Genomic DNA, 16,582 nt, shown 5'->3' on the forward strand with positions numbered 1-16,582 from the left:
GAAACCGCCAGCTATTTACTAACGTAGAAAGACGCTATGTTAACATACCACCGTCAACCTGGATTACCTGGCCGGTGATATAGCGCGACATATCCGATGCGAGGAACACGCAGGCGTCCGCCACTTCTTCGGGCTGGCCTCCGCGTTTCATCGGGATAGATTGTTTCCAGTCGTCCACCGCTTTGGCATCTACCGCGTCGGTCATTTCAGTTTCGATAAAACCCGGCGCAACGGCATTCGAGCGGATATTTCTGGAACCCAATTCCAATGCAATCGACTTGGTGAAGCCGATGATACCGGCCTTGGAAGCAGCGTAGTTAGACTGCCCGGCGTTGCCGCGTATACCAACCACCGATGTGATATTGATAATCGAACCGCTTTTGGCGCGGATCATAGATTTCGTAGCGGCCTTGGTAAGGTTAAAAACCGATTTCAGGTTGATGTTGATCACGGTGTCCCATTGCTCTTCGCTCATGCGCATCAGGAGCCCGTCGCGGGTAACACCTGCATTGTTGATGAGCACGTCCAGTTTCCCGAAATCGGCGATCACGTCGGTAATGAGCTGGTCAGCCGCCTGGAAATCCGATGCATCGGAGCGGTAGCCTTTCGCCTTCACGCCGAATGCTTCCAGTTCGCGGGCAAGGGCCTCGCCTTTCTCGACGCTGGACAGATATGTAAATGCGACATCAGCACCTTCCTGAGCCAGGCGCAGCGCGATCGAACGTCCGATACCCCGCGAAGCCCCTGTTACCAATGCAACTTTATTTGCTACTAACTTCATAAATACGATTAGAATCTGTCAAAATGTATACTGCCGGCAAAAATAGGATATTGGGCAGAGACCGGCAAATAAACGGAGTATGGTACTTTATTACAAAATGATGTAATATTCAGGCAAAAAACCTTCTCCAACAATTTAACTTACACGGTCATGAACACTACAAATGCCCAGAAAACCTCGGGAGCCTTCATTGCCGCGTCCTGGATCGCATTGGGCGTAGGGATGGCAGGCTTCATCATCGGCCTGTGGCGGTCGGAAATGCTGCTGAGTGAAAAGGGTTATTATTTTACGGTATTAATGTATGGACTATTCGCAGCGGTATCCGTGCAGAAAAGCGTCCGCGACCGCCTGGAAGGTATCCCGGTAACGGCCATTTACTACGGAATCAGCTGGTTTTCGACCATCCTCGCCATCGTGCTCCTCGTAGTAGGGCTCTGGAATGCCACCTTGTTTCCGAGCGAGAAGGGTTTTTATGCATTTGCCTATCTGCTAGGTATTTTCGGGGCTATTGCGGTGCAGAAAAACACCCGCGATATGCAGATTTTCGAAACCGGCAGCTCATTTTCCAAACCTTCTGATCAATGATACTGTTAAGCCGTTACGTGTAAATTTTTGAAATAAAAACTCAGGTAATGGCAGAAACAATCAAAACAGCCCTGATCACAGGAGGCTCCAAAGGCATAGGTTACGGCATCGCCGAAGTGTTGATCCGCGACGGTATCCGCGTAGCGATCACCAGCCGCTCGAAAGCGAATGCAGAAGAAGCGGCCAAGGCCCTGAACAAAATCCGCGACGGCTACGCGCTGGGCATCGAGTCGGACGTGCGCGACCTTTCTTCGCAGGAAAATGCGGTGCAAACCGTGCTATCGCAATGGGGACGCCTCGATTACTTCATCGCCAACGCAGGCGTGGGCCATTTCGCCCCCATCCAGGAACTAAGCGCCGAGCATTGGCAGGAAACGATCGACATTAACCTGACCGGCGTTTTTTACAGTGCAAAAGCATCCTTGCCGGCATTAACCGAGTCGAAAGGCTATTTTATCAACATCGCGAGCCTGGCCGGTACCAACTTCTTTGCGAACGGAACTGCCTATAATGCCAGCAAATTCGGCCTAGTAGGCTTCTCGCAGGCGATGATGCTCGACGTGCGCAATGCGGGCATAAAAGTAACGACTATCATGCCGGGCTCCGTGGCAACGGAGTTCAACAACCACCAGCCATCGGACAAAGACGCCTGGAAAATTCAGCCGGAAGACATCGGACAAATCGTATCAGACCTGATCAAAATGCCGGCACGGACGCTGCCTAGCAAAATTGAGGTCCGCCCGACAACACCGAAATAATGACTTTGTAAAGCCGGACACGTTCCGGCTTTATACTTTACACCACTTTGGAAATGCGTAAAGAGAGAACAGCATCCCGCACGCCGCGAGCAGGAGCAGCGGTATTTTGTATAATATGATTAGGGTAAGCCCCACAAATCCGAACAGAATGACCTGCAAGGCATTCTCCGGCAACCCTGCCTTTTTATATAAATAAAGGTGCAAAACGATCAGGATCGACAGACCTAGCAGGTACAATTGGGCCACTTCCGCAAACCCCAGAGCGCCATTTCGGAGCATTACCACCGTTTCGGGAACGATCAGCACGATATGGGCGGCCACTACCCTGCCCCAACGCTTCCAAACCGGCACCGGCAGCGCCCTTCCCCACAGCCATATTTCCGCCTCCCATTGATATAATTCCAGCGAAAGTCCCAGGTTGAGCAGGTAGGCCAGCGACATGCCCACGGCGGGCATCCGGATGTCGTACTCGCCGGTGCTGTAATACAGCATTGTACCCGCCGCCACCAGCATTGCACCCAGTTTTCCAACCAATAATGTAATCCCACGCTCTCTCACCAGCCATTCCACCGACCAGTACAGCCACGATTTCGGGCGTGGAAACGGCCATCGGATGATGCTCTTGCGCCTGGTAGCCACGTATAAGACCGGCCTTCGGATACGCCATTCCGCAGCAAGCGCTAGCAGCAGCATTAATACAATGTAAAAAGGAATGACCGGCCAAAGTTGTCCCAGCAGCTTGTCTTGAATGGCAATGATGAGCAAATACACGCCGTAATACAGGATCGGTTGAAGAAAACCTGCCGCCTGCACTGCAAACCGCCGGGCGCGCACCGGCGTGGGCCACGTGCGTGCATGAAAAATGAATGTGTATTCGGGCAATTTCCAGGTGTTGATCAGGAATTGGGCGCAAAGCAGGGTGTAAAGCAGCCAGATCGCGAAAAGGGCGAGCATTCCATAAGAGCCGGTCAGGAAAAACAGGGCGAAGGCATGGTGCTCATTCGCGCTCAAAAATCCGAACAGCACGCCCAGCAGCACGAGGAACGTACCGGCTCGCTGCCTGAAAAACGCCGAAACAGTGGAAAGCAGTAACATTTTCATAGCAGGTCGGTCGCTATGAGTGTTTTGTCCTTTAATCGGAAACTTTGTGAAACGTGCAACCCTTCCTGCTCGAAAAGCTGGTGCGACGAAAGCAAAAACGTGACGCCGTTGCGATGGTGTTCTTTGATAAGCCCGAAAAGCACTTCTCGCGCCTCGCGGTCGATGGTAATGAGCGGCTCGTCGAGGATAATGATCGAAGGGTTTCCCAGGAATGCCAACAGCAGCGACACTTTCTTGACCATCCCGCTCGAACAACTGCCGAAAGGATTTTGCAGGTAATTGATCCCGAATGCTTCTATGAGGGTATCGCATTGCTCGCGCGTAGCCCTTTGCGCTTCGGCCACAAACCCGATCAGGTCCGCCGGCGTCAGGAACGACGGGTAAAGCGGCTCAGCCTCGCCCAGGTTCAGGCGGAGGCGGTATTCGACGGGGTCCTTTTTCAGATCATACTGATTGTCAATCCGAACTGATCCTTCAAACGGCAGCATTCCTGCCAGCGTCCGGAAAAGCGTCGATTTACCCGCTCCATTTTCCCCCTGTACCCAGTAGATGCCTTTTTCGATTGCGAAAGACGGAATGGAAAGGATCTCCCGCTCGCCATACCGCTGTGTCAGCTCGTTGATTTCCAATACCATATCTCGGAGTGGCAGAGGTTACATCAGGGAATGATATTGAACTCGTCTTTCAGCACCTGCAAGGCCACCGATTCTTCATATTTGTACAGATCCTTATTGAACATGGCATTGTGGCCGGCATTCTGCAAGCTGATCCAGCTGTGCGTCGCATAAGGATCGTAATCGAAATGCTTAAAACTGTGGCCCATATTGTTCATATCCGCGAACCATTTCACGCCCACATCGAGGCGGTCGTATGCACCGAATGCGGCGCCTTTGCCGAGCGGCATGGTGTCTTTACGGGTCTTTTCAAGGTCGATCATCGCCACATATTCATTCAGCCGGCACTCTGGCAAAGGCCACGGTGCCGCACGGTCCACCACGCGGGCATATTCACCTGTCCGCGCCTGCGGATGCGCTGCCGCGAGCTGCATTACTTCTTCGTAGGCGGGCTTGTATTCCGTGTATTTCTCGGGGCCGCAAAGGCCGGCCTCCATTGCAGGGCACACCCAGCATTGCCCGATCCGCCCGATACCCGACGCGCCGCCGATGCCATTGATATACTCTCCCACAAGGTCGCCTTTGAAATACACATCGTTATGGATCACAAGCAGGTATTTCTGGTCCGATTTCTCCCACGCATACTGGTACCGCACTGCGTGCCGGTATCGCTTGAAATTCAGCAGGAAATCAAACTTTACATTATTGGTCCAAAGCCATACATTCGGCTTGTAGTAGGCGATCTTGTCGCCGAAATGATCGAAAATGAATTGGAAATTCGGCGGCTCCGGCTGTTTCGCTTCTTCCACAAAGTAGATCTTGTTAATCCATTGCTGCGAATGCTTCATCAGTGTGAGCAGCGTGATCGCCGTCTGGTACGGCTTGCCATAGGCATTGATCGCCACATCTACACATGCCTTTGGAGAGTTCGTCATCGTGTATGTCGTTCGTTTTTCTGAAACTGGTAGCCCAAAGGTTGCCATTTAATCAGAAATCACCCGTTGTTAGGTTGAAAAAATTAGTAAGTGACCGCATGCCGCAATGCGCCCCGGCCGGGCATTATTTCCGTACAAACATTTCAAAATAAGAATCTTGCCCCAACGGATCATATGAAATTTCATATTTTCATTGATCACAAATTTCGCACGATGTATATTTGAAAAAATTTTAATTAAGTAGCGGAAATATTTTCAAAATTTTACAAAACCGCTTCTATCCATTCGCGAACCCATATTCCGGACACCATGAACACCAATCGTCGCTCCTTTCTCCGCTTGTCGGCCATCGCTTTGCCGTTCACGCGCGTGAACCAGTTATTTGCCAAAGCACCTGTGGCCAGCGGCCCGGTGGTGATCTCCACCTGGGACAGCGGACAAATTTCAAATGCGGCGGCCTGGCCCGTGCTGGAAAAAGGAGGCCGCGCCCTCGACGCCGTGGAGCAGGCGGCCATCGCGATCGAAAACGATATCAACTGCTGCGTAGGCCTCGGCGGTAACCCCGACCGCGACGGCCACGTGACGCTCGACGCCTGCATCATGGACGAAAAGTCGAACTGCGGCGCGGTAGCATTCCTCGAAAGGATCAAACACCCGGTGTCCGTAGCGCGCAAGCTGATGGAAACCACGCCCCACGTGTTCCTAGTAGGCGCTGGCGCGCAGCAATTTGCATTGGCAAACGGTTTCAAGCTGGAATCGGGTAAACTTTCGCCCGATGCGGATAAAGAGTATAAAAAATGGCTAAAAAAGGCTGAATACAAGCCTGTTATCAATATCGAACACCGGCAGTCGAAAGGCCACGGACCATTTGCACCAGCCCGCCTGGACGACGGCTCGTTCAACCACGACACCATGGGCACACTCGCGCTGGACGCGAAGGGCGACCTCTCGGGCATGTGTACCACAAGCGGAATGGGCTTTAAAATGCGCGGCCGCGTAGGCGACTCCCCGATCATCGGAGCAGGCTTGTTCGTCGATAATGAAGTGGGCGCCGCTACCTCGTCCGGCCAGGGCGAAGAAGTGATCCGCGTTGCGGGGACGCACTTGGTGGTCGAATTCATGCGCAATGGCTCCTCACCGGAAGAAGCCTGTAAAAAAGCGGTCGAAAGGATCGTAAACCGCGACCCTGCGCGCGCCAAAACGTTCCAGGTAGGCTTCCTGGCAATCAATAAGCAGGGTGAAGTAGGTGCTTACTCGGTGCAGCCGGGATTTGCCTACACCATCACCACCGGCGACGGAAAAGGCAAAGTGGTGGCCTCGAAAAGTCATTTCGCGTAAACCCTCATATTGAAGTATTTATCAAACACTTAACCATCCAATGAATTTCAGATCAACAGCAGCCCTGCTTGCCGGGCTGTTCTTTGCGTCCGCGTCGTATGCGCAGCAGCATTCGGAGCAGAACCACTCCAAATATGTAGCGCCCACCGACCCGCTTGTGCAGCAAAAACTCTCCAAATGGCAGGACGTCAAATTCGGCTTGCTCATGCATTGGGGCACATACAGCCAGTGGGGGATCGTGGAATCCTGGTCGCTATGCCCCGAAGATGAAGGCTGGTGCGAACGCCGCGGCCCGCATTCACACGATTGGTACGAGTACAAAAAGGCTTACGAGGATATTGCCAAGACATTCAATCCAGTAAAATTCAACCCTGAACGCTGGGCGAAAGCCGCAAAAGGTGCGGGTATGAAATACTTGGTTTTCACGACGAAGCACCACGACGGCTTTTCGATGTTCGATTCGAAATACACCGATTATAAAATCACCAACACGCCGTTCAAGAGCAATCCGAAGGCGAACGTCACCAAGGAAGTACTCGCCGCATTCCGCAACGAAGGCTTCATGACGGGCACCTACTTCTCGAAACCCGACTGGCATACCGACTCCTACTGGTGGCCTTACTTCCCGCCGAAGGACCGCAACGTATCCTACGACCCGAAAAAGCGCCCGGATCTTTGGAACAAATTCAAAGACTTTACTTACAACCAGATCGAAGAACTGATGTCGGATTACGGCTCGGTAGACATCCTCTGGCTCGACGGCGGCTGGGTCCGCCCGAAAAGCAGCATCGACACGACCATCAGCTGGCAGAAAACCATCCCCTACGATCAGGACATCGACATGGCGCGCATTGCCAAAATGGCCCGCTCGCATCAGCCCGGCCTGCTGGTGGTGGACCGCACTGTTTCCGGCGAATTCGAAAACTACGTAACACCGGAGCAATCGATCCCGGATCATTATATGTCGATCCCCTGGGAATCGTGCATGACAATGGGCGACTCCTGGTCTTACATTCCGAAAGAAAACTTCAAGTCGACCCAGAAACTGGTGCACACGCTGGTGGACATCGTTGCGAAAGGCGGCAACCTGCTCCTGAACGTCGCCCCGGGGCCCGATGGCGAATGGCACGAAGAAGCTTACACGCGCCTGGAAGAAATGGGTAAATGGATGAATGTGAATGGTGTAGGTATTTATGAAACCAAGCCGCTCGCGCCCTACCGGGCCGGCAAATGGGCTTATACCAAAAAAGGCAACACCACCTACGCCTTCTACCTGGCCGAAGCCGGCGAAAAACTCCCGGCAAGCCTAAAACCGGAAGGCCTGGAAATCCCCGCAAAAGCAAAAATCACATTCGCAGGCAACAAAAAAGCCCTGAAAGTGAAAAACGGCGCCATCGAACTCCCCGCCCGGACAATCACAGAAATAGGCACGCAGCCGGCTTATTTGTTTGTGATTAATTAAGAGCCAATAGGAAAACATCGATAGATTTGGTGAACTCGATTAAAAAAAACGATCTTCACTTTCCATTTGCTTTCCGTCGTAACAACCCCTATCTGTATCATCAGAAACACCTTTTCAAAATGATCAAACAAATAACCGGTCTCCTCTGCCTGACAGCGTCGATCGCCTTTGCCCAAACACCCCCGAAACCTTACGGTGCCCTGCCGGCGCCGCGCCAGCTCGCGTGGCACGAGACCGAAGTGTACGGTATCATGCACTTCACGCCAACCACTTTCGAAAACAAGGAGTGGGGCTACGGCGATGCAGATCCCAAGACTTTCAACCCCACCGATTTCAACGCCGACCAGATCGTCTCGGCCGCCAAAGCCGGTGGCCTGCGCGGGATCGTGCTTGTGGCGAAACATCACGATGGTTTCTGCCTCTGGCCAACCAAAACGACCGACTATAACATTACCAAAAGCCCTTTCCGCGGCGGTAAGGGGGATTTGGTGCGCGAAGTGGCCGATGCGGCGCGCAAGCAAGGACTGAAATTCGGAGTATATTGCTCGCCCTGGGACCGTAACAATGCGAAATACGGCACGCCGGAATACATCAAAATTTACCGTGAGCAGCTGCGTGAGCTGTATACGAATTACGGTGACCTGTTTATGTCGTGGCACGACGGAGCCAATGGCGGCGACGGCTACTATGGCGGCGCAAGAGAGAAACGCTCGATCGACAACACAACCTATTACCAATGGGATTCGACGTGGACCAACTACACCCGCAAACTCCAACCGAATGCGAGCATTTTCAGCGATATCGGCTGGGACGTGCGCTGGGCAGGCAATGAAGACGGCAGCGTGAACCCGACTTCATGGGCTACGCTCACTCCCAAGCCATCGGAAGGACAGAATGTGGCCGTTCCCGGCCAGGCCAACGCAACGGAAAACCCCGGCGGTACACGCGGAGGCAAGTTCTGGATTCCGGCGGAATGCGACGTACCATTGCGTAAAGGATGGTTTTACCACGAAAACGAAAAGCCGAAAACACCTGAAAAGCTTTTTGATCTGTACCTCAAAAGCGTAGGACGCGGCGCCGCGCTCGATCTGGGACTGGCACCCGACACCCGCGGACAACTGCATAACGACGACGTGGCCGTGCTGAAAACCTTCGGGGACCGCGTGAAGAACACCTTCGCCACCAACCTGATCGCCCGCGGTTCATCGAAAGCCGTGAACGTTCGCGGTTACAATTCGATTTACAGCGCCAAAAACCTGCTCGACGGCAAGCCGGACACTTACTGGGCTACCGACGACGATTTCAAAACACCCGAAGTGGTGATCGAATTATCGCAGCCGATCGTTTTCGATGTGATAAGCTTGCAGGAATACATCAAACTCGGCCAGCGCATTGAAGAATTCGCCGTGGACGCCTGGATCGGTAATGAATGGAAGGAGATTTACAAAGGCACCAGCGTAGGTGCCAAGCGCATTGCGCGGCTGGACGTCCCCATTACTTCCAACAAACTGCGCCTCCGCGTTACCAAATCTCCGGTAAGCATTGCCATCAGCGAGTTTGGTGTTTACAAGGATGCAGAATAATCCGAAATAACTTACAAAAACGGCCAAAGCAATCAAGCTTTGGCCGTTTTTCTTCCTGTCAAATCTATTTCACTGAAAGCCGCTCCAACCGCGCGTACATTTCGAGCATCGCGCCCTGGTCGATCAGCGTCTTCACGGGCTTGCGGCCCAGCAGGCCCTTTTCGTCCCTTTCTTCTTTCCAGATCCGCTCGGCATCGCTGATGAATATGCCGAAATCGCCGGCTTTCGGGTCTATTTTGTGCAGCTCCTCAAAGCCTCTCAGTAGCACCACATTGAACCAATAGTTGTCCGGCAGCTTATTGTTTTTGTAAAAATGCTTTTTTGAACCTTCTGCCAGCGCTTTGGCCTCTTCCAGGTATTCGCCTTTACCCGTAATAGTATGCAGCAGCACGGCCGATTGCAGCATGGTGCCGGTGTTGTACGTGTATTTGGCAGAATCTATCTTTAAGGACGGTATTTTAATGGCGTCATAGTATGTGCCATCGGCAGCGCGCAGGTTCTTTTTGGTCCAGTCGTAAAGGCTCACGGCGGTTTTCAGCAATTCCGGGTCCTTTTTGAGCTGGTATAGTTGCAGTGCTACCAGAATCCCGGGACCATTGGAGCAGGTGTTTTTCGTATTCTTCTCGTCCTCTTTCCAGTAAAAGCCGCCACCCGCCTTCTCGTCGAAGCCGGTCATCATAAAACGGTAGATTTCCTCTGCGACGGTCAGATAATCCTTCTCGCCCGTGCGCTTGTACGCGTCCAGGCACGCGATGGCGATCCATTGGTTGTCATCGTAAAACCGCGAGTCCTTTTGCTCACTCGTTACGTACGCCTGGTAACCCGGCGCGGGTGCATCGGTGGTATAATATTGCCGGATCGCCCCGAGTACGGGCTTCATGTACTGTTTGCCGGGGCTCACCGCTTCCGCCTCCGTGGCTGCTTGGAGCAGCGCGCACAATGGCCAGAGGTACGAATGCGGCTTCTCATTCTTGCCATTGGTTTCGATAAAAAGGCCCGTCGACGATTCGTAAAACACGCCTTCAATGTTGTGGAGAATCTGTCCGCGGCGCGATTTGTAGTCGGGCGCGGTTTGAGATACGGCGGGGTCGATGCGGGCCATGCCGAGCAGGACCAACGCCGTTGTGAACATACTTTTCATACAAGAGTTTCGATTTTTTTGAATAGAAGCATCCGCCGCAATATTCTCTACTTAATGCGCGCTGCCCCCATTTAGCTTGGAAATGAACTCTTTTTACCAAAATCTATAAAAGTGACAAATTTTTAATATTATTATCCAAAATTTAATCCCATGCAACACCACGACCAGGACACTTCTCGCCGCGACTGGCTAAAAACCGTCGCATTAGGCGGCGCGGCCACGCTTGCGGCCCCGATTGTACAGGCAGCACCGGCACAACCGGCCCCGGCAGCGCGGAGGATACCCATTGCCATCTCGACGTATTCCTACTGGCATTTTCAGGAAAAGAAGTATCCGATCGACAAAGTGATCGAGGACGCGGCGCGCCAGGGCTTCGACGGCGTAGAGATTCTGCACCGGCAAATGGAGAATGAAACCCTGCCCTACATGAACAAGCTCAAGAGGCTTGCATTCGACAATGGATTGGCACTTCCGTTACTTTCTATCCATCAGAGCTTTGTACAGCCGAAGCCGGAAGATCGCAAAAAGGACATTGAACATACTTTAAAATGTATTAATCTTGCGACCCAGATGGGCATTCCGGCGATCCGGATGAACACCGGAAGCTGGCGGACCGTGAAGCGCGACGCCAACTATTACAAGGACGGCAAAGAGCCGCCGATCCAGGGTTATACGGATCAGGATGCGATCAAATGGTGCATCGAGTCAATGCAGGAATGCCTGGTAGCTGCGGAGAAAGCGGGCGTCGTGCTAGCGATCGAAAACCACTGGGGCCTGTCGTCGAACATCGACTACCTGCTTGAAATTTACAAGCCGCTGGCATCGTCGCCGGCCATGGGCATGAATGTCGACACGGGTAACTTTGTAGGTGATCCATACCCCCAGTTCGAACGCCTGGCACCTCACGCGACGATCGTTCAGGCGAAGACCTATTACGGCGGCGGCCATTATTACGACCTCGATCTGGATTATAAACGGATCGCAGGCATTTTAAGGAAAGTGAATTTCAACGGCTACGTATCGCTGGAAATGGAAGGGAAAGAAGACCCTGCCACAGCGGTACCCAAAAGCCTTCAGATATTAAGGGAAGCACTAAGCTAACCCGGAGCCCCAGGCTTCAAAGAGTTTCATAATTATATTCTGTAGTTAATAAAGTGCAGCTTCTCTGGGGCGGCACTTTTTGTTTTACTAGTAATGATACTTGCACTGGGCGATGATAATGCACCCATCCGCCACCTTGTACACCAGCCGGTGCTCATCGGTGATCCGGCGGGACCAGAAACCGGAATAGTCCGAGCGCAGCAATTCCGGTTTACCCTTTCCTTCGAACGGGGTTCGCAAACATTCCTTGATCAATCCGTTGATTCGTTTCGCAATGTTTTTATCGACCCGTTGCCATTCGACATAATCCTCCCACGCATGAGGATGCCAGGAGAGCATCACAGGTCGGTAAGGTCGCGGGAGAAGATGTGATTGCCGGATTCAATGTCTTTCATTGCTTTCAGCAAACGGGCTTTGTTTGCCGGGCTTTTCATGAGGTAGTCCGTCGCATCCATTTCTTGCCCAGCCTTCCGGATTTTCCGCCGGTTCAGGATTTTAAAGAGATTGTAGATGGATTGCTGCTTTTTCACAGGGAGAGCGAGTTTCATATCTATCCTTTTAAGTGTGTTGATTTAAGCTGATTAAAATTAAGGGTTTAACGATTGCTATGCAAACTATTGAGGCAGTCAAAATTACCTGCACCGCTGCGACGACCCGCGTACGACCAGCTCTGTACTCAGAACCCGCTTTTCGTTCACGATCGCCTCTTCGGCATCGACGAGCTGCAAGATCCATTCGGCGGTGGTGCGGCCGATTTGCATGGTTGGCTGGCGAACGGTGGTGAGGCCCGGGCCGATGTACGCCGATTCTGCATTGTCGCTGAAACCGACCACCCCGAGTTCGTCGGGAATGGATATACCCTTTTCCCGGGCCATAAGCATGATTTCGATGGCCGACGAGTCGTTTACGGCAAAGATCGCGTCGGGGCGGTTGGCAAGGTCGAGGAGGTATTGGCCGTAAATGCGCGCTTTCTGCTGCGTGAGCATGCCCTGGATGATCATGTGATCGTCGATCGGCTTGCCGTATTTCTCCATCGCCGCACGGTATCCGCGGAGGCGCTCCTGACTTACCTGTAAAGTGAGCGGACCGCCCAAATGCGCAATGCGTTCGTAGCCATTCAGAATGAGGTGTTCTACCGCCCGGAACGACGCTTCGAAATCATTCACGACCACTTTCGGCACGTCGATCTGATCGCATACACGGTTGAACTGGATCAGTGGAATGCCGCGCTTGGCGAACACGCTCAGGTGGTCGAAGTTGTTGGTTTCCTGTGTAAGCGAAATCAGCAGGCCGTCGATGCGGTTGGCGAGCATGGCCTTTGTGTTCGATATCTCGACCTGGTATGACTCATTACTCTGCATGATCGTGAGGTTATACCCGGCCTCCGTCAGCACCTCGTGCGCTCCGATGATCACATTGGGAAAGAACTGGTTCTGGAATTCCGGAACGATCATTCCAATAGTGTTGGTCTTGCTCTTAACCAGGCTGTAAGCGAGCTGGTTAGGCTGGTAATCCAGCTGAGCGGCTTTATCGAGCACCGCCTGGCGGGTTTCGGGACTGATGTCCGCATGGCCGTGCAATGCCCGCGAAACGGTCGAGTTGGATACGCCCAGCGACTTCGCAATATCGATAATGGTCGTCTGATGCCGCTTCCGCTTCACGAGCGATTCAATGGAGTCGTCCTTTTCGGCATGGGTGAAATAATAGTTACACCATTTGCACAGGTAGCGCTGCTTGCCTCTCACATAACCCGCTTTCATAATGCCGTCCACCTGCGCACACTTCACGCACTCGATCATACCCTGTTGTACTTTTTAAATAAATATGCATTTAAACCCATTCGCTACCACACTTCCCGGTAGACATCGCAAAAATATAAAAATCTCCTATTAATCATCAGCAAAACCATATATCGGTATCGTTTCCGCAAACGTTACCGATAGTTTTTGTTCGATTTCCGGATTTTTCTGCTTTAATCCGGCATTCGCATCGCCTCGAATCTCACCTATATTTAAGTTAAAAGCGCATTCAGGCTGGCTAATGCACTGCCAGGAAAGTTTATCAACAGCGCTACATCTGCTGTAAACAATTGCACTATTTCAATATTTAAGAGTTCACATCAAACCCTAATTTTTTACTTACATGAAGAAAAAGATACGTGACTTGTTCCTGCTCGGCTTCCTGTGCCTGGGCGTCATGCAGTCGCTGCTTGCGCAGACGAGCACCGTGAAAGGCAAGATAACCGACGACAAAGGCGAATCGATCCCCGGCGCGAGCATTACCGTGAAAGGCACCCAGCAAGGCACATTGGCCGACGCCGACGGTGTGTATTCCATCGACGTGGCGGGCAATGCAACCCTGGTGTTTTCTTTCCTCGGATATTTAAAAGAAGAAGTGAACGTCGCCAACCGCTCCACCGTGGATGTTTCATTGAAAACCGACACCAAAGCACTTGAAGAAGTGGTGGTGGTAGGGTACGGAACCCAGCGGAAGATCGAAACGACTGGCTCCATTGCCTCCGTGAAAGCGGCCGATCTGGTGCAGACGCCCGTTGCCAACGTGGCGCAGGGCCTTCAATCGCGAATCGCCGGTGTGCAAATCAACCAGAACACCGGTTCTCCGGGCGGGAACGTGAGCGTGCGTATACGAGGTACAAACTCTATAAACGGCTCATCCGAACCGCTTTACGTGGTGGATGGAATCCAGATCTCGAATGGCGGCGGCATCAACGACGTGAGCCCGCTTTCGACGATCAACCCGAATGATATCGAATCGGTGGAAGTATTGAAAGATGCCTCTGCATCAGCCATTTACGGCGCCCGCGCTGCCAACGGTGTGATCCTCATCACCACCAAACGTGGTAAAAGCGGCGCTACCCGTGTCACCTATGACGGCTATTACGGCACCCAGAAAGTAAACAAAACGCTGAAAGTGCTCGATGCGGCCCAGTTTGCACAAGTTGAAAATGAGGTATTTAAAAACAATTACTACCCTGATCCCGCTTCCTTGGGCAAAGGTGTCGACTGGCAGGATGTAATTTTCCGCCGTGCACCGATCCAAAACCATCAATTGTCGATCAATGGCGGTAACGAAAAAACGCAACTCGCGCTATCGCTCAACTATTTCGACCAGGAAGGCACGCTCCGCGGATCGGCTTTCACGCGCTATTCTTTCCGGCTCAATCTCGACCATCAGATCAGCAAGAGCATTAAAGTGGGAACAAGTATTCTGAGCAGCCATTCGATAGCGGACGGCATCCAGACCGGCAGCACCGATATCGGTAATGCAGGTGCCGTAACGCAAACCGTGCTCGGCGCAGCCATTGGCGCGCCCCCTACCCTGCAACCCTACCGTCCCGACGGCTCCATTTTCCCCTTCGGCGAGCAGGCGGGCGGGCAATACCGTGAGGTGGTAAACCCGCTCAATTTTACCGAAGTACTGAACAAAAGGGCGATCAAACGCATCCTGGCAAATGTTTACGCCGATTTCAGCCTGTTCAAGGGCCTGACTTACCGAGCCTCGTTCAACATTGACCAGAAAGGCGAGCTGTACGATTTCTATTCGCCCCGCTCGATCGTCAACAAAAGCGACCTGACCGACAATTCCGGAACGGGTGAAAAGGAGAATGTCAACGGGCTTGCACTGTTGCACGAAAGCATCCTTACTTACAGCACCACATTCGCCAAAATCCATTCCTTCAAAGCCACTGCGGTATTCGGCACCCAGCTCGATCAGAACAACTGGAACAAAATGAATGCTACCGGCTTCCCTAACGACGCCACACAAAATGAAGCCATGCAGCTGGCATTAACCCGCAATGTAAGCAGCTTTCGAAGCAGTCAACGCCTGGATTCTTACATGGCCCGTGTGAATTACGGCTTCAAAGACAAGTTCTTCCTGGATCTCACGGCACGCGTGGACGGATCGAGCAAGTTTGGTGCAAACCACAAATACGGCGTTTTCCCGGCGGTTTCGGCTGCCTACCGCCTCATCGAGGAGCCGTTTATGAAGGACATTACCTGGCTTTCGGACCTGAAACTCCGGGGAAGCTACGGTATCACCGGTAATGCCGGCGGTATCGACCCTTACCAGTCCCTGGCCACCGTGGCGGCAAACGGCAGCAACTACATGATCAACCACGGCTACGTGACAGGCATTGACCCTACCCGCATCGCCAACCCCGATCTTCGCTGGGAGCGTTCGCAGCAGACCAACTTCGGGGTAGACGTGAGTTTGCTCAACAACCGGATCAGCGTCATTGCGGATGTTTATCATAAAAAAACCAATGACCTGTTGTATGTCAAAACGCTGCCGCTGAGCTCCGGCTACGGTACCATCACGGGTAACTATGCCGGCTTGCAGAACAAAGGGCTGGAACTTGCCGTGAATGCACGCGTGCTCGACGGCGCATTGAAATGGGACGTATCGGCCAACACCACCATTAACCGCAACAAAGTACTCGGCCTCGACGGCGGCGTGACCAGCGAACGCTTCATCACCACTTACACGCTGTTGAAAGTCGGTGAGCCGCTGGGTGTTTTCAAAACTTATGTGTTCGACGGCATTAACCAAACGGGCGAAACCATTCTGCCAGGCTACGACGGCCGCGTAGGTGGCCACAAGGTGAAGGATGTCAACGGCGACGGCCAGATCACTTCAGCCGACCAGATGATTACCGGCAATCCAAACCCGAAATTCATTTACGGCTTCTCGACCAATCTTTCGTACAAAGGATTTGACCTCGCCGCATTCCTGTCGGGCTCGCAGGGCAATGACATTTACAATGCCAGCCGCCTTTCATTCGAAAATCCCCTGGGACAGCGCAACCTGCTCGCGGGCGTGGCGGACCGTTGGTCGCCGACCAACCCCAGCAACCAGTATGTGAGCGGATTCCAGGGTGGCCGCCTGCCTATTACCAACTATGTAGTGGAAGATGGCTCTTATTTGCGCTGTAAAAACATCACGTTGGGTTACACCATTCCGCGCTTCAAAGGCGTGCAGGGCATCCGCGTGTACGTGAGCGCAAACAACCTGTTCACCATCACGAATTACAGCGGTTTTGACCCCGAAGTGAACACCTATGCCGGCTCTAACACAGCCATCGGCATCGACAACTTCGTGTATCCGCAGGCGAAATCGTTCCTGGGCGGTATCCAGGTTTCATTTTAAACATTCCTGAATCC

Annotated in this window: 15 protein-coding genes; 7 read left to right on the forward strand and 8 right to left on the reverse strand. The window is 52.7% G+C overall.

Translation table 11 applies throughout. From position 1 onward, the window contains the following. Positions 1-34: 34 nt before the first annotated feature. The gene (gene fabG / locus DFER_RS12780; protein ID WP_015812055.1) at positions 35-781 is read right to left on the reverse strand and encodes a 3-oxoacyl-[acyl-carrier-protein] reductase; all 747 of its coding nucleotides are present in this window, start codon (positions 779-781) and stop codon (positions 35-37) included. A gap of 150 nt (positions 782-931) precedes the next feature. Here fabG and yiaA point away from each other — a divergent pair, with 150 nt between their 5' ends. Both yiaA and DFER_RS12790 read left to right on the forward strand, forming a co-directional pair. Then, on the forward strand, positions 932-1,366 hold the full coding sequence (yiaA, locus tag DFER_RS12785; RefSeq protein WP_015812056.1) for an inner membrane protein YiaA: 435 nt from the start codon (positions 932-934) through the stop codon (positions 1,364-1,366). A 47-nt stretch (positions 1,367-1,413) separates the two neighbouring features. Continuing rightward, positions 1,414-2,124, forward strand: coding sequence for an SDR family oxidoreductase (locus DFER_RS12790; protein ID WP_015812057.1), 711 nt, complete (start codon positions 1,414-1,416; stop codon positions 2,122-2,124). A 30-nt stretch (positions 2,125-2,154) separates the two neighbouring features. On the opposite strand, the gene DFER_RS12795 is transcribed toward DFER_RS12790, so the two are convergent. The 3 genes from DFER_RS12795 to DFER_RS12805 are packed head-to-tail and all read right to left on the reverse strand — an operon-like array spanning position 2,155 to position 4,774. Further along, positions 2,155-3,225, reverse strand: coding sequence for a hypothetical protein (locus tag DFER_RS12795; protein ID WP_015812058.1), 1,071 nt, complete (start codon positions 3,223-3,225; stop codon positions 2,155-2,157). Next, positions 3,222-3,860, reverse strand: coding sequence for an ABC transporter ATP-binding protein (locus tag DFER_RS12800; RefSeq protein WP_015812059.1), 639 nt, complete (start codon positions 3,858-3,860; stop codon positions 3,222-3,224). The genes DFER_RS12795 and DFER_RS12800 overlap by 4 nt, the downstream gene beginning before the upstream one ends. A 23-nt stretch (positions 3,861-3,883) precedes the next feature. Beyond that, complete coding sequence (locus DFER_RS12805; protein WP_015812060.1) at positions 3,884-4,774, reverse strand: hypothetical protein; 891 nt, start codon at positions 4,772-4,774, stop codon at positions 3,884-3,886. A gap of 309 nt (positions 4,775-5,083) precedes the next feature. Between DFER_RS12805 and DFER_RS12810 the strand changes: the two genes are divergently transcribed. From DFER_RS12810 to DFER_RS12820, 3 genes are all read left to right on the forward strand, one after another. Next, positions 5,084-6,112: an isoaspartyl peptidase/L-asparaginase family protein gene (locus tag DFER_RS12810; RefSeq protein WP_015812061.1), complete on the forward strand. Its 1,029-nt coding sequence runs from the start codon at positions 5,084-5,086 to the stop codon at positions 6,110-6,112. Between the two features lie 40 nt (positions 6,113-6,152). Beyond that, a complete protein-coding gene (locus tag DFER_RS12815) occupies positions 6,153-7,574 on the forward strand; it encodes an alpha-L-fucosidase (protein ID WP_015812062.1) in 1,422 nt (473 codons plus the stop codon). A 119-nt stretch (positions 7,575-7,693) separates the two neighbouring features. Next, complete coding sequence (locus DFER_RS12820; RefSeq protein WP_015812063.1) at positions 7,694-9,157, forward strand: alpha-L-fucosidase; 1,464 nt, start codon at positions 7,694-7,696, stop codon at positions 9,155-9,157. 64 nt (positions 9,158-9,221) lie between these two features. Here DFER_RS12820 and DFER_RS12825 read toward each other — a convergent pair whose 3' ends face one another. Then, positions 9,222-10,298, reverse strand: a complete 1,077-nt coding sequence (locus DFER_RS12825) for a glycoside hydrolase family 76 protein (RefSeq protein WP_015812064.1) — start codon at positions 10,296-10,298, stop codon at positions 9,222-9,224. A gap of 150 nt (positions 10,299-10,448) precedes the next feature. On the opposite strand from DFER_RS12825, the gene DFER_RS12830 reads away from it, so the two are divergent. Further along, positions 10,449-11,399, forward strand: a complete 951-nt coding sequence (locus tag DFER_RS12830; RefSeq protein ID WP_015812065.1) for a sugar phosphate isomerase/epimerase family protein — start codon at positions 10,449-10,451, stop codon at positions 11,397-11,399. A gap of 87 nt (positions 11,400-11,486) precedes the next feature. Here the strand turns inward: DFER_RS12830 and DFER_RS12835 are convergent, their stop codons facing one another. From DFER_RS12835 to DFER_RS12845, 3 genes are all read right to left on the reverse strand, one after another. Then, complete coding sequence (locus DFER_RS12835) at positions 11,487-11,738, reverse strand: Txe/YoeB family addiction module toxin (RefSeq protein ID WP_015812066.1); 252 nt, start codon at positions 11,736-11,738, stop codon at positions 11,487-11,489. Then, positions 11,738-11,947, reverse strand: coding sequence for a type II toxin-antitoxin system Phd/YefM family antitoxin (locus tag DFER_RS12840; RefSeq protein WP_015812067.1), 210 nt, complete (start codon positions 11,945-11,947; stop codon positions 11,738-11,740). The genes DFER_RS12835 and DFER_RS12840 overlap by 1 nt, the downstream gene beginning before the upstream one ends. Positions 11,948-12,031: 84 nt before the next feature. Beyond that, on the reverse strand, positions 12,032-13,198 hold the full coding sequence (locus DFER_RS12845) for a LacI family DNA-binding transcriptional regulator (protein ID WP_015812068.1): 1,167 nt from the start codon (positions 13,196-13,198) through the stop codon (positions 12,032-12,034). A gap of 343 nt (positions 13,199-13,541) precedes the next feature. Here DFER_RS12845 and DFER_RS12850 point away from each other — a divergent pair, with 343 nt between their 5' ends. After that, positions 13,542-16,568, forward strand: a complete 3,027-nt coding sequence (locus DFER_RS12850; protein ID WP_015812069.1) for a SusC/RagA family TonB-linked outer membrane protein — start codon at positions 13,542-13,544, stop codon at positions 16,566-16,568. Positions 16,569-16,582: the final 14 nt, after the last annotated feature.

The sequence above is a fragment of the Dyadobacter fermentans DSM 18053 genome, from assembly GCF_000023125.1.
Classification (GTDB): Bacteria; Bacteroidota; Bacteroidia; order Cytophagales; family Spirosomataceae; genus Dyadobacter; species Dyadobacter fermentans.

What these genes read in the sequence shown, in the direction of transcription:
- fabG (WP_015812055.1), bottom strand. Translation starts at nt 781, where the DNA reads ATGAAGTTAGTAGCAAATAAAGTTGCATTGGTAACAGGGGCTTCGCGG.
- yiaA (WP_015812056.1), top strand. Translation starts at nt 932, where the DNA reads ATGAACACTACAAATGCCCAGAAAACCTCGGGAGCCTTCATTGCCGCG.
- DFER_RS12790 (WP_015812057.1), top strand. Translation starts at nt 1,414, where the DNA reads ATGGCAGAAACAATCAAAACAGCCCTGATCACAGGAGGCTCCAAAGGC.
- DFER_RS12795 (WP_015812058.1), bottom strand. Translation starts at nt 3,225, where the DNA reads ATGAAAATGTTACTGCTTTCCACTGTTTCGGCGTTTTTCAGGCAGCGA.
- DFER_RS12800 (WP_015812059.1), bottom strand. Translation starts at nt 3,860, where the DNA reads ATGGTATTGGAAATCAACGAGCTGACACAGCGGTATGGCGAGCGGGAG.
- DFER_RS12805 (WP_015812060.1), bottom strand. Translation starts at nt 4,774, where the DNA reads ATGACGAACTCTCCAAAGGCATGTGTAGATGTGGCGATCAATGCCTAT.
- DFER_RS12810 (WP_015812061.1), top strand. Translation starts at nt 5,084, where the DNA reads ATGAACACCAATCGTCGCTCCTTTCTCCGCTTGTCGGCCATCGCTTTG.
- DFER_RS12815 (WP_015812062.1), top strand. Translation starts at nt 6,153, where the DNA reads ATGAATTTCAGATCAACAGCAGCCCTGCTTGCCGGGCTGTTCTTTGCG.
- DFER_RS12820 (WP_015812063.1), top strand. Translation starts at nt 7,694, where the DNA reads ATGATCAAACAAATAACCGGTCTCCTCTGCCTGACAGCGTCGATCGCC.
- DFER_RS12825 (WP_015812064.1), bottom strand. Translation starts at nt 10,298, where the DNA reads ATGAAAAGTATGTTCACAACGGCGTTGGTCCTGCTCGGCATGGCCCGC.
- DFER_RS12830 (WP_015812065.1), top strand. Translation starts at nt 10,449, where the DNA reads ATGCAACACCACGACCAGGACACTTCTCGCCGCGACTGGCTAAAAACC.
- DFER_RS12835 (WP_015812066.1), bottom strand. Translation starts at nt 11,738, where the DNA reads ATGCTCTCCTGGCATCCTCATGCGTGGGAGGATTATGTCGAATGGCAA.
- DFER_RS12840 (WP_015812067.1), bottom strand. Translation starts at nt 11,947, where the DNA reads ATGAAACTCGCTCTCCCTGTGAAAAAGCAGCAATCCATCTACAATCTC.
- DFER_RS12845 (WP_015812068.1), bottom strand. Translation starts at nt 13,198, where the DNA reads ATGATCGAGTGCGTGAAGTGTGCGCAGGTGGACGGCATTATGAAAGCG.
- DFER_RS12850 (WP_015812069.1), top strand. Translation starts at nt 13,542, where the DNA reads ATGAAGAAAAAGATACGTGACTTGTTCCTGCTCGGCTTCCTGTGCCTG.